Origin of the sequence: Spiroplasma endosymbiont of Danaus chrysippus (assembly GCF_902809815.1) — a bacterium.
Taxonomy (GTDB): Bacteria; Bacillota_I; Bacilli_A; order Mycoplasmatales; family VBWQ01; genus Spiroplasma_E.
This window is the reverse complement of sequence record NZ_CADDIL010000003.1, coordinates 83,161-96,336: the sequence shown is the minus strand read 5'-3', so window position 1 is coordinate 96,336 and position 13,176 is coordinate 83,161. Positions and strand designations below refer to the sequence as shown.

At 23.4% G+C, this 13,176-nt stretch carries 13 protein-coding genes; 10 read left to right on the top strand and 3 right to left on the bottom strand.

All coding sequences use genetic code 4. The features are described from left to right. Positions 1–131 precede the first annotated feature (131 nt). Positions 132–1,127, top strand: a complete 996-nt coding sequence (locus SPIRDC1_RS04175) for an IS3 family transposase (protein ID WP_174480061.1) — start codon at positions 132–134, stop codon at positions 1,125–1,127. Between the two features lie 34 nt (positions 1,128–1,161). Here the strand turns inward: SPIRDC1_RS04175 and SPIRDC1_RS10260 are convergent, their stop codons facing one another. Next, the gene (locus tag SPIRDC1_RS10260; RefSeq protein ID WP_255495913.1) at positions 1,162–1,296 is read right to left on the bottom strand and encodes a hypothetical protein; all 135 of its coding nucleotides are present in this window, start codon (positions 1,294–1,296) and stop codon (positions 1,162–1,164) included. Between the two features lie 286 nt (positions 1,297–1,582). Here SPIRDC1_RS10260 and SPIRDC1_RS04170 point away from each other — a divergent pair, with 286 nt between their 5' ends. From SPIRDC1_RS04170 to coaE, 3 genes are read left to right on the top strand one after another with little or no spacing between them, the layout of a single operon-like run. After that, positions 1,583–2,410: a purine-nucleoside phosphorylase gene (locus SPIRDC1_RS04170; protein ID WP_174480686.1), complete on the top strand. Its 828-nt coding sequence runs from the start codon at positions 1,583–1,585 to the stop codon at positions 2,408–2,410. Next, positions 2,385–3,323: a tRNA (adenosine(37)-N6)-threonylcarbamoyltransferase complex transferase subunit TsaD gene (tsaD, locus tag SPIRDC1_RS04165; RefSeq protein WP_174480685.1), complete on the top strand. Its 939-nt coding sequence runs from the start codon at positions 2,385–2,387 to the stop codon at positions 3,321–3,323. Before SPIRDC1_RS04170 ends, tsaD begins: the two co-directional genes overlap by 26 nt. A 10-nt stretch (positions 3,324–3,333) precedes the next feature. Next, entirely contained in the window at positions 3,334–3,951 is a 618-nt protein-coding gene (coaE, locus tag SPIRDC1_RS04160; protein WP_174480684.1) for a dephospho-CoA kinase, read from the top strand. A 6-nt stretch (positions 3,952–3,957) separates the two neighbouring features. On the opposite strand, the gene SPIRDC1_RS04155 is transcribed toward coaE, so the two are convergent. Both SPIRDC1_RS04155 and SPIRDC1_RS04150 read right to left on the bottom strand, forming a co-directional pair. Continuing rightward, positions 3,958–4,953, bottom strand: coding sequence for an IS3 family transposase (locus SPIRDC1_RS04155; RefSeq protein ID WP_174479968.1), 996 nt, complete (start codon positions 4,951–4,953; stop codon positions 3,958–3,960). A gap of 470 nt (positions 4,954–5,423) precedes the next feature. Next, positions 5,424–6,494 (bottom strand): Mbov_0401 family ICE element transposase-like protein, encoded by a 1,071-nt coding sequence (locus SPIRDC1_RS04150; RefSeq protein ID WP_174480683.1) that lies wholly within the window; start codon positions 6,492–6,494, stop codon positions 5,424–5,426. A gap of 299 nt (positions 6,495–6,793) precedes the next feature. On the opposite strand from SPIRDC1_RS04150, the gene SPIRDC1_RS04145 reads away from it, so the two are divergent. The 6 genes from SPIRDC1_RS04145 to SPIRDC1_RS04120 all read left to right on the top strand — a co-directional run bounded on the left by SPIRDC1_RS04145 (position 6,794) and on the right by SPIRDC1_RS04120 (position 13,160). Further along, the gene (locus SPIRDC1_RS04145; RefSeq protein WP_174480682.1) at positions 6,794–7,111 is read left to right on the top strand and encodes a hypothetical protein; all 318 of its coding nucleotides are present in this window, start codon (positions 6,794–6,796) and stop codon (positions 7,109–7,111) included. 163 nt (positions 7,112–7,274) lie between these two features. Then, a complete protein-coding gene (locus tag SPIRDC1_RS04140) occupies positions 7,275–7,670 on the top strand; it encodes a terminase small subunit (protein WP_174480681.1) in 396 nt (131 codons plus the stop codon). Next, a complete protein-coding gene (locus SPIRDC1_RS04135; protein WP_174480680.1) occupies positions 7,664–9,022 on the top strand; it encodes a terminase large subunit domain-containing protein in 1,359 nt (452 codons plus the stop codon). Before SPIRDC1_RS04140 ends, SPIRDC1_RS04135 begins: the two co-directional genes overlap by 7 nt. A gap of 3 nt (positions 9,023–9,025) precedes the next feature. Beyond that, positions 9,026–9,709 carry a phage portal protein gene (locus SPIRDC1_RS04130; RefSeq protein ID WP_174480679.1) on the top strand — a complete coding sequence of 228 codons (684 nt, stop codon included), beginning with the start codon at positions 9,026–9,028 and terminating at the stop codon, positions 9,707–9,709. A gap of 261 nt (positions 9,710–9,970) precedes the next feature. After that, positions 9,971–10,339: an ANTAR domain-containing protein gene (locus tag SPIRDC1_RS04125; protein WP_174480678.1), complete on the top strand. Its 369-nt coding sequence runs from the start codon at positions 9,971–9,973 to the stop codon at positions 10,337–10,339. Beyond that, a complete protein-coding gene (locus tag SPIRDC1_RS04120; protein WP_174480677.1) occupies positions 10,302–13,160 on the top strand; it encodes a hypothetical protein in 2,859 nt (952 codons plus the stop codon). Before SPIRDC1_RS04125 ends, SPIRDC1_RS04120 begins: the two co-directional genes overlap by 38 nt. Positions 13,161–13,176: the final 16 nt, after the last annotated feature.

The window sequence follows — 13,176 nt, the reverse complement described above, 5'->3', positions numbered from 1 at the left end:
TAAATTTTGGTTATTTATTAGAATGCTACTTGCTACTTGCTACTTAGCCCTTTTTACTAGACCATTAATTTAAAAAAAACTTGAATGTATTCGAAAAACAATTGTGTTATACAATTAACACTAATTTTGACATGAAAGAATTTTTAATAATGGATAAAATTAAACAAATAGCATTAGTAATTAACAAGTTAAATATCAAACAAAAAATTCAAATTATTGATGATAGCAAAAACCAATATTCAATTAGATATCTTTGCCAACATCTTCAACTAAACCGATCAACATATTATTTTGTAAAAAACAAACAAAACCCTATTAAAAAAGAAAAAAATCAAATTAGTAATTGTACACATAAATATCAAGAATTATGCCAACTTTTACTTGAATTTCATTTTACAAGAAAAGGACAAATTTATGGCTATTTACGAATTTTTTCAGCATTTAAAGAATGATTAAAACAATACAAACATATTATTTTAAATCTAGAATTATCAACAAAACAAATGCGAAAAATTATGAAAGATCACAATCTTCAAGGATTAAAACAAACTAAAAATAACTATCCTAAAAACAAAAAAAATCCAAATAAGTGAATACCTACAATGGATAAAGTAAACAAAGATTATAAAAGTACAACCTCTTCAAATCAAATTTGATCAATGGACACTAAACAAATAAATACTAAAGAAGGTTGATTATATCTTTTTGTAATTATTGATTTTTATTCAAATAATATTGTAAGCTATAATACATGTTCAAACAAATCCTATCAAGATTTAATTCTTCCTGCACTTGAAAAAATAAATCAACAATTCTCTTGAAACCAAGTAAAAAACGTTATTTTACACTCAGATAACGCCAACGAATTTTATTGTCAAGACATCACAAATTGAGCTGCTGATAAGCAAATAATTTTAAGCAAAAAACAACCTTATGATATTGGTGGCAATGTAATATCTGAAAACTGATTTTCTCATTTATCTCAAGAATGACTACCTAAAGGTTCAAATCAATATTTTTCTCTCAATGAAGCTATAAATGATGTAAACCAATATATTATGTTTTATAATTACGAAAGAATACATTCTAAATTTCTAAAACCACCAATTTCACAAATAAAAATTTAAAACTGTCTATCCAAAAGTGGTCCAGTATTTAGGGCTAACCACCATCTAATTTTTCTCATTCAAAATATATTTTTTGTTGTAAATATTTGCGATTTTCAGAAGAACTTTTCATTTTTCTTTGGCATTCTTCTATTTCTTTTTTATTTCCTTTAGTTAAATTTTTAAACATTTATGTTTCCCACCTTTTTAAAATAAAAACTCATTTACTTTAAAATAAAGTAATGAGTTTTTTATAAACTAAACATTATTTAGTTTTAATAAATTATACTAAAAAACTAAAAAAGGTGTTGATTAAACTTTTTTTAGAATATTTTTTATTTTCTTTAATTAGTATGAAAAGTTATAAAATTAAATTTAATTTTTAAAATAAAAAACTAGTCATTAAAAATATTAATGTTGTTACTAAATTAACAATATATTATAATAACTATTATTATTTAAAAAAAGGAGAATATATGGAAAATAAAGAAAAAATTTCAACAGCTCATATCAAAGCTGCTCGTGATCAAATTGCAAAAGTAGTAATTATGCCAGGTGATCCATTACGTGCTCAATTTATTGCTTCTAATTTTTTACAAGATTGAAAACAAGTAAATAATGTTCGTAATATGTTAATGTTTACTGGAAAATATAAAGGATATAATATTACTATTGCTGCTAGTGGTATGGGTATGCCTTCAATTGGTATATATTCATATGAGTTATTTAAATTTTATGATGTTGACTGTATTATTCGTGTTGGTAGCGCTGGTTCATATCAAAAAGATGTTAAAGTTTATGATATTATTAATACTACTAAAGTATATAGTGAATCTACTTTCGCTAAATATGCTGCTAATATTGATGAAAATCAAATTGAATCTGTTGGTAATATTAGCAAAATTATTAATAAAGTGGCACAAAAAATTGATAATGAATTTGATCAGCAAAAAAATGAAAATTCTTCGTATATAGTAAGTGAAAAAATAAATTTAAGATCGGGTTTAATTCATTCAAGTGATGTATTTTATCGTATTAATGATAATGATTATAAAACTAATCCTTTAATTAGTAAATGCTTAGCAGTAGAAATGGAATCTTTTGCCTTATTTGCTAATGCAAAACATTTAGAAAAAAATGCGGCTTGTTTATTAACAATTTCTGATTCTTTTATTACCGGTGAATCAATTTCAGCAGCATTACGTGAAACTAGTTTTAAAAAAATGATGATTTTAGCTTTAGAATCAGCAGTTGCTTATTATAAAGAAGAGGATATTGATGATAATCTTAGCGATAGAAACTAGTTGTGATGAAACTAGTGTTGCTGTTATTAAAGATAAAAACGTTTTAAGTAATATTATTGCTTCACAAATTAAGCTTCATCAACAATATGGTGGTGTTGTTCCAGAATTAGCAGCACGAGCTCATAGTGAAAATATTGCTACTGTCTTACAAACAGCAATTGAAAAATCTAACATTTCAATTATGGATATTGATTTTGTTGCTTATACTAATACTCCTGGTCTGGCTAGTTGTTTACACGTAGGTAAAATTATAGCAGAAACTATTGCTGCTTATTTAGAAAAGCCATTGCTTCCGTGTAATCATTTGTATGGACATTTGTATGCTTCTTTAATTAATAATGAATGAGAATTTCCAGTACTTGGTTTATTAGTTAGTGGTGGTCATACACAGTTGATGTTGGCAAATGAACATTTAAATTTCACTATACTTGGTCAAACATTAGATGATGCTGTTGGTGAATGTTATGATAAAGTTGCAAGAATGTTAGGTTTAAAATATCCGGGTGGTCCTGAAATTGAACGAAGTGCTAAATTGGGAAAACAAACTTATAAATTACCATTACCTAAAAATGATAATAGTTTAGATTTTAGTTTTAGTGGTTTAAAATCAGCCTGTGCTAATTTGATAAATAAAGAAAAAGGTAAGTTACAATTTAATAATTTTGCAACTTCTTTTCAAACAACAGTTATTCAAGTATTGATTAATAAAATTGAATTAGCATTAAAAAAACATAATCCAAAAACTTTAGTTTTAGCAGGAGGAGTTAGTGCTAATCAGCAATTAAGATTAGCAGTATTAAATTTAAAAATTAAATATCCAAATTTAAAAATAATTGTTCCAAAATTAGAATACTGTACTGATAATGCAGCAATGATTGGTATTCTTGCAAGTTATCAAATTGAACATAAGTAAGGGTGAATTCATGATTATTGGTATTATTGGTGAAGCGGGAGTAGGTAAGACAACTGCTACAAATTTTTTTCAAAATAAAGGTGCGTATGTTATTTTTGTTGATAAAGTTGTTAAACATATTTATACACTAAAAGAAACAAAAAAAGCATTAATTAATGAATTCGGTGATACTTTTATTAATAATGATAAAACAATTAATAAAATAAAATTACGGTATGAAGCATTTCAACACCCTCATATTTTACGTAAATTAGAAAATATTATTTGACCAAAAATGATAAAAATTGTTGAAGAAGATATTATTCGTAATAAAATACAGCAAGAATTAATTGTTATTGATTGTGCAGTATTATTTAATGCAAATTTAAATTTATTAGTTGATAAAATTCTTTTAATTGAGGCTGAAGAAGATAAAAAAATCCAACGAATAAAAGAACGTGATAATGTTAATGATTTACAAGTTATTTCATTATTAAATCAACAAAAAAAATATTTAATTTTAAATAAAGATATTGATTTTATTGTTAAAAATAACGGTACTATTAATGATTTTATTAAACAATTACAAAAAGTTGAAAAAAAGTTATTAACGGTGGTTAGCCCTAAATACTGGACCACTTTTGGATAGACAGTTTTAAATTTTTATTTGTGAAATTGGTGGTTTTAGAAATTTAGAATGTATTCTTTCGTAATTATAAAACATAATATATTGGTTTACATCATTTATAGCTTCATTGAGAGAAAAATATTGATTTGAACCTTTAGGTAGTCATTCTTGAGATAAATGAGAAAATCAGTTTTCAGATATTACATTGCCACCAATATCATAAGGTTGTTTTTTGCTTAAAATTATTTGCTTATCAGCAGCTCAATTTGTGATGTCTTGACAATAAAATTCGTTGGCGTTATCTGAGTGTAAAATAACGTTTTTTACTTGGTTTCAAGAGAATTGTTGATTTATTTTTTCAAGTGCAGGAAGAATTAAATCTTGATAGGATTTGTTTGAACATGTATTATAGCTTACAATATTATTTGAATAAAAATCAATAATTACAAAAAGATATAATCAACCTTCTTTAGTATTTATTTGTTTAGTGTCCATTGATCAAATTTGATTTGAAGAGGTTGTACTTTTATAATCTTTGTTTACTTTATCCATTGTAGGTATTCACTTATTTGGATTTTTTTTGTTTTTAGGATAGTTATTTTTAGTTTGTTTTAATCCTTGAAGATTGTGATCTTTCATAATTTTTCGCATTTGTTTTGTTGATAATTCTAGATTTAAAATAATATGTTTGTATTGTTTTAATCATTCTTTAAATGCTGAAAAAATTCGTAAATAGCCATAAATTTGTCCTTTTCTTGTAAAATGAAATTCAAGTAAAAGTTGGCATAATTCTTGATATTTATGTGTACAATTACTAATTTGATTTTTTTCTTTTTTAATAGGGTTTTGTTTGTTTTTTACAAAATAATATGTTGATCGGTTTAGTTGAAGATGTTGGCAAAGATATCTAATTGAATATTGGTTTTTGCTATCATCAATAATTTGAATTTTTTGTTTGATATTTAACTTGTTAATTACTAATGCTATTTGTTTAATTTTATCCATTATTAAAAATCCTTTCATGTCAAAATTAGTGTTAATTGTATAACACAATTGTTTTTTGAATACATTCAAGTTTTTTTTAAATTAATGGTCTAGTAAAAAGGGCTAAGTAGCAAGTAGCATCTACTTGAAATTTACTTTCATTTTTTGACATAATTGTATTCTCCTTTTATATTTAATGTAAATATTTTTAGATTTACTTAAAATAATCTTTAAAAAATATTAAGGTCCTCATTTAGGTCATATAAAAATTACTTTATTTAAATACATAATCTTGAATGAAAAAATATTTTAAGTAAATCTAGGACGAATAAATATAACGGATAGATTTTCTAACTTCAAACAATAAAACTAGCAAATCTAAATATTTGTTAATTAAATTATATCATAAAATTTAAAAAGATTAAAAAATATAATTACAAAATTACATTTAAACAACACAAAAATACTAATCTTAAAATTAGAATTAAAAAATATTAAATTGTATTACTTTAAGCACTATTAATATAATTTCTACTATTTAAATAATTGGCTCTAGCCATTAACATATTAATTAACGTTGGATAAGCATATATTTTTGCACCTTTAGTTTGAGATTTAACTAAATGTTGAATATCACTTTCAGCACTACAGCCAATATTTCAATCAGCAGGTTGATTAATAATACCTTCTTTATTATTTTCAAAAATTCTTAAAGTTTCTTTATTTACTTTGGTTTCAATTAAAAATGCTATTAACTCATCATATTGACCATTACAAAAATATTTTCAAGACCTTAAAAAGTTTTTTAAATTTTCTGGATTAACTTTATTTTTTCTTTTATCAGGTTTATATGCAGTTCATAAATAATAAAAAGCATGATATTTATCTAATACATAATAAGCGCCCAAATATTTTGCTAAATTATATATTCATCCAGCACCATCACCAGAAACTACTAATTTAGCATTTTCAAATTCATAATATTTTTTTAATCCATTTCAAGTAAAATCAACTGTTGGATTTGCTTGTAAATAATCTTCTTTAGGACTATATTTATAATCACCCATAAAAGTATAAATTTTATTTGATAACTTATTTCTATTTTTACCTATTTGTTTTTTACCAGTATTGTAACTAATACTACGAATTTTTTGCATTTCTCTTTTATGATTTTTATTTCAAACTGGAACATAACAATCATCAGCATTAATATAAATAAATTCACTATTTTTAACTTTAAATTTTTGTTCTGGTAATTTTTCTTGCACTTTTGCATTTTTATGAATTTTACTAATTGTTACTTTTGAAACATAAGTAAATTTTAAAATATCTTGAATATCTTGATAATGTTTCTTTCTTCCAATATATGATATTATTTCGTCTTTTAATCAACTAATAATTTTTGCTCTTTTTTCAATATTAAACTCTTCATAAACTGGATAATAATATTCTTTTTTTAATTTATCTCAATAAACTCTTTGATTAAAAATCATTTTACCAAATTCAAAAATAATACTACGATTACATTTTTTAGCAACTTTATATCTATCTTTATCTCTATTTTGAAAAAAAATATTCATCAAAAGCATGGATTTTATTAACATGATTTGTTATAATTCTATTAATTTCATATTCAAGATTATTTTTATAATTAAACATTTTTTAACACCTTTCTATTTATTTTTTAATCCTAACTATTCTAACAAATTTACTAAATTATTGTTGAAAAATGTTTGGTTTTAGAGTATAATAATAAAGAACGATTGAAATAACTAGCAAATCTATTGCAACGTTTAGAGATAACTTTTATTAGTTATCTTTTCTTTTTTAATAAAATAATGTACAATAAAGAAAAATATAAATAGAAAAGGAAAGTAAAATGGATTATTTATTGTTAACTGAAATAAAAGAAGTAGACCCACCTATGACTGTATTTTATATTATGTTAGTTCCCTTATCATTAGCATGAATAGCATTTTCCCTTCATTTAATTAATTTAGGGTGAGAGTTATGTGAAAAAAATAATCCTTTTGGAATCGTATTGTTTACCATTTCTTTAAATATTATTGGTACTGTTATTGGCGCTATGATTATGTATAAATCACAACATCCAGAATTTAAGTTTTGAAAAAGTTTAGGAAATAAAGTTAAGAAAATGTTTAAATTTAAAAAAAGAAATAAAAAAATAGCAATATAACTGCTATTTTTTGTTATAATTATATTATAAAAATTAAATAAAAAGATATATGAAGTAATTAATAAAGTTAATAAGTTATTTACAAGGCAGTTCTAACTTAAAGATTATATTAATTATAGCATAAATTTTTGTATTTTTAAAGCATATGAAAGGAGATTTTTATGTGCAAGAAGAAAAAATAAAAATAAGAACAATTTTTAATGATGCTACAAAATTAAGAGAAGCATTAGAAAATTATTTTATTCATTGTAAAGAGTTTGATGAAGTACCTACTAAAATTGGTATGTTAGTTTATTTAAATATTACAGAAAATACTCTTTATAGTTGAAAACAAAAAAAGAGAAATACTTTTTTACAACAAATTAATTGAGCATATTTACAAATACGCCATATTAATACACAAAGATATTTAAAAGCAAATGCAAATAATACTGCATGATATTTAGAAAGAGCATTTGTGAAAGAATATCATTTATCTACAAAAATTGATATAAAAAGTAGTGATAATACAGCCCCTATAGCAATTAGTTTAGAAAATAAGAGTAAAAATAAATGTTAGAACATTTTGGATATCTTAATGATATTTTAAAACAAATGTATTATAAAAAATCTTTAACTGTTAAAAGAATTGACCAATTAGTTAGTCGTAAATCTGGTAAAACTATTCAAGATTTTGATTTTGAATGTAAAGCAACTGTATTACCTAATACAAAAGTTAAAACTTATGTTTTTAGAAATATGAGTGAACAATTATATGATACTTGAAATCAATTAAAAAATAGATGAGTATTATTTGCAATTGGGTTAGATTATACACTTTCTGAAACACGTAAAACTATTAAATATAAAGATAGTGAAATTGAATGTCGTGCTTTATATAAACAAAATAATAGTGAAATTAAATTAACTGGTTTACCAGATAATTCAAAATATGATTATGTAATTAGACATGTTGATGAAGCACATCAAATTGCTGAAAAAGATTGACAAGATATGGCAGATGCTATTCGTGGTTGTAGTCAATTATTAGAAATTAATAGTTGTAATCCTTGAAGTATTTTAAATTATTATATTAAAAATGTAGTTACTTATTATCCACAAAATGAAAAGCAAATTATTAATGAATATGAACAATTTTATTTTAATGAAAAAGATAAAAGAATTATTCATTATCAAAATTGAAAACTTAATTATTTATTACCAAAACATGAAGGTGAAAGTTTATTAGAATTAGAAGCTCTAGACCCAATATCTGCAAGAGTCAGAAGTCATGGTTTAGTAGGTTATGAATCTGGTGGAATATATACACATTTAATTCATAAGATATCACGTTTATTACAACCAAGTTATAGATTTAGTGCTGGATTAGATTATGGGTTTAAAGATGATGCATTAGCATGTTTATTAATAGGTTTTGATTATAATTTTAAATTTGTTAATGTTATTGATTGTTTAAAAATAGAAAATAAATTAATTCGTTATGATAATAAACAATTAGCAAGATTAGTAGTTGAGTTTTATATTAAATTAGCAAAAGAAAATAATTTGTTATATGAATATGGTTTAACTGTATATTGTGATTTTAGTAATTATACATTTATTGAAATGTTAAATGATACAGCGATTAAATATCAAGTTAATTCATGGCTATATTTTAAAGATTGTGTGAAATTAAGACTTGAATTTAGAATAGGTAAGAATGTGGCTTTAATGGCTTCAGAACGCTTAAATATTAGTATGAATGCACAAGAATTATTAGATGAATTTAGATTAGCAATATGAGATGAAAAAAGTATTAAACAAATACCTTTGCCGGGTAACGACCATTTACGAGATGCATTTGATTATGCAATTGAGCCATATATTAGAAATTTAAGTGCAAATATAAATCCTTATTTTGAAAGGAAATAACATATGAATAATCATAATACTGAAATATTAACTCCTAATTGATGTATGATAAATCTTCAAGAAATTATAGCAAATCATGCTTCTAAATTATTATGGGGTAATGGTTATACATTAACTAGTGAACATGAAGAATATAAAAGAGCAATTGAAAAATTAAAAGAATGAAATAATTTAGATTCATTATTTTATCAAGATTGTCATATTAAATCTGGTTATGGTTATAGTATTGTTCAAATTGATAAAAGTAAAACTGGTAGAATATCATTAAATTTTGCTCAACCTTATGCTCAATCACGGGTTGCAAGAGTATTAGATACTGAACAAAGTGCTTCAACATGGTCAAGATTACAATATGATGACCAAAGTATTTATGTTAAAACAACATATACTCCAAATCAAATAATTAGATATTTTACTAGTGATTTTATTACATTAGATGGATTACAAGAAAAAATAAGTAAAGATTTACAATTACCATTAATAGAAAATCATAATTTAGGTATTATTCCAGTTAAATTTATGCAAAATTTACCTAAAAAGAATTTCTTTGGTGGAGTTATTGGTGATTATTATCCAGATATGACTCCAATTAAAAAATTACAAAAATTATTAAATAAAACATTTGAATCAATTGAACATGAACTTGAATATAATGTTACTCGTGTATTTTTAGATATTACTGAATAAGAAATAAATCAATCTAAAACTGCTTTTGATTTAAAAAAATTAATAGGTAAATTTATTTTACAAGCAAATTTAAGAAGTTTAGGAAGTACTAGTGGAACACCACCAATTGCTATTTTACAAGGTAGTCCAATATTAGATAAATATGCAGAATTTATTCAATTTATTATTGATAAAGCATTTGAAGGTAGTGGCTATAGTCCAGTAAATGATACTACAAGTCAAAAAACTGAAGCAGAAGTATTAATTACTAATTCTCGTGATATGGAAACTACAAGAATTAAAAGAACTTTAAATCAAAGTGATTGAAATGAAATATTTCAAAGATGTTTTATATTAATGGGATTAGATGGTGATAAATCTAAATGAACATTTGAAATTAAAGAAAATACTATTACAGATAGATTAAAATCACTTGAAATTCATGAAATGGAATTAGCATTAGATTTAACTAATAGAAAACGTATTATTATGAAACGTAATGGTGTTAGTGAAGAAGAAGCACAACAAATTTTAAAAGAAAATAGAAATTATAAAAAAGAAGAAATTGAATTTGAAAATAAATTAATAAAAGATGTTGATGGAGAAACTAAAAATGGGAATGATACCGAAAATAAATCATCAATTAATTAAAACAGTTTGAAAATCAACTGGGGAAATTGAAAAAGATTTTACACAAAATAAAGATTTACAATTTCGTGTATGTCCTTTTACTATTATTTTAGGTGCTATAAATTCAACAGAAACTGGATATAAACCACCAACTAGTATTCCTAATGATTATACTTCATTTGCAAAAATATATACTGGTAGAGAAGCAATACAAGCAGTTTGAGACCATTCTTATTATCCTATTCAAAATAAAGATAATCCAGATGAAGCATATAAACAATTACAAATTGGTGATGTATTTTATGGAAATATTTTAAGTGACCAATTAGGTATTACTTATAGTGCTACTCCAGCAAATAATGCTTTTATTCAAGAACAAGCCATTAAAAATGTAGTTATTAATATTCCAAATGAAAAAAAGAATTTTAATTTTATTAATAATATTGTTTCAAATCTTTATAAACTTTATATGATTCCAGAAATTAATAAAGTTATAAATACTGATAAATCAATTAAAGTTGATAGACAATGATATATATTAGAAGTTGCAAGTAAAACTTATAATAATGAAAATAAAGAACTTGCATATATTCAATGTACTTTTAGTTCATTAAATGATAAATTAGCACATAGTGGATTAGCAATTAATCAATATGTACAATTAGGTGCGCCAGGTGACCCAGTAGCATTACCAACATTAGATGAAAATAATAATATTATTTTAGATAGTAATTATTTAACACCATTACCAGTTACTCATTGTCAAATATCTTTTTATGGTTCAGTAAAACCTATTTCAATAGCATTATGGGGTAGAGATATTGATAATAATCCTATTAATACTAAACAGCATAAATATAGACAATATCCAAGTAAATTATTATTTCCATGACAATATCAATGTTCAACTTATGACCCAGTAAGTTTTCAAGCATTACCAGAAACTAATTATGTATTAACTGTACGTGGTGAAAGTACAATGGATAGTTATCAAGATTGACAAAAAGTAATTTCTCCAAATTATGATGATGGAGCAACTAAACATTATGAAGGTCATTTAAGAACTAATGTTGAAAAAACTAAGAATACTAATAAATTAGATGTTTCTAATAGATTAGTAAATTATTGAGATAATAATTTTTTAAATGGTGCTGAAATAGAAGATTATAATTATGCAACTGCTGGTAATCCATATTTTCAATATTATAATAAAAATACTAAAAAATTTATTGGTAATACTCATTATAATATGAATAATAATAAATTTAAGCAATTAAATACTATTAATGCATTACATTATTTTATTTATAATCCTATTAGTGAAATACCTTTAACAGTTAGAGAAACTATTAAAATTAATCTTAATACTATTCCATTATTTGGTTCATTTATGAATGCTTTTGTTGGTGGATTAGATATTGGTGCTAAATTATCAAGTAATTTATTAATACCTCAATTTCCTTATATAAATGGTTTAATATCTGCTGAATTATATAATTTTTATACAACATTATTATATAGTTCACAAAGTACTAATCCAGCATTAATTCCATTAGATGTATTTAGAAATGAAACACCAGATACTATTCAATCTGTATTAGGAACAGCAAGTCATATGACATCATTTACATTTAATTTAACAGATAATATGAATATTTATCAATTTAATTTAAATACTGGTGATGCTATTGGTAATCAAACATTAACAACAGATAATCTTGCTCAAATTAATCAAACAAATAATGAATTAATTAATTTATTACCACAAGATAATAATATAAATCCTTTATTAGTTACATCAGATTTTACTAATACAAATATTGTTAAATGAGCAATTGATATGATTGATATTAAAGTTGTTGGTAAAAGTAATTTTAAAATAACATTTTATAGTATGCCTAATAATAGAAGTGGTGCTATTAATGATAATTTTATTATTTGAAGTGGTACTTATCAAACAGTAGGTAAAGCAAGTAATAATAGTAGATTAATTCAAAATACATTTATTTTAGCAAATAATACTTTTAAATTTGACAAACCATTTAATTATCCACAAGCAATACAACCACCACCATTAATACCAAGAGCGCACCCTATATTTATTGATTTAAGTAATCAAAGTCAATATGGAATTAATAATAATATTAATTCTCCATTAGAAAATGCAAGTTTAAATTATCAAATGAGACCACATATTTTAGAAGATGTTAAAGGTAAGTTTCATAATAGTATTAGTATTTATGTAAATCAATATGGTTATGATAATGTTGATAAATTTAAAGAAGATTATGAAAGTTTAACATTTAATTTTAATATGAATGCAATATATGATGATAGACCATTAGCAGAAAAATATATAAATAATAAAAATTGATTTACACCTATTAAAATAAATTTAAATGATATTGGTAATTTCCCAGATGACCAAAATAACACTGCTCTTTTTCAAGATAATGATAATACTTATAACAATGATTCTGGAAATCATAATGATAGTAATAATAATTGAACATTTAATATAAAAAATGAAGATTATGGTGGTATAGGAATTAATCAAACTGCTTCTTTAACAAATGCAGAAAGATTAAATAATATATATATTAATGATTTAATATGAACTAATGATATTCAAACAACTAGTGGTAAAAATTTACCAAATAGTATTTGATTTAAAATAATGGCTTTTAAAACAAAAGCATATCAAAGTCAAGATGATAACTTAATCGTAGTTCAATACCAATTTATAACAACATTAGTATCAAAACTTTATATGGGAGCATCATCTGCTAATTGAAATCTTCAAACTACGTCATTAGTAATTAATCCTAAAAGTTCAACTTAGAAAGGTGGTGGTAATT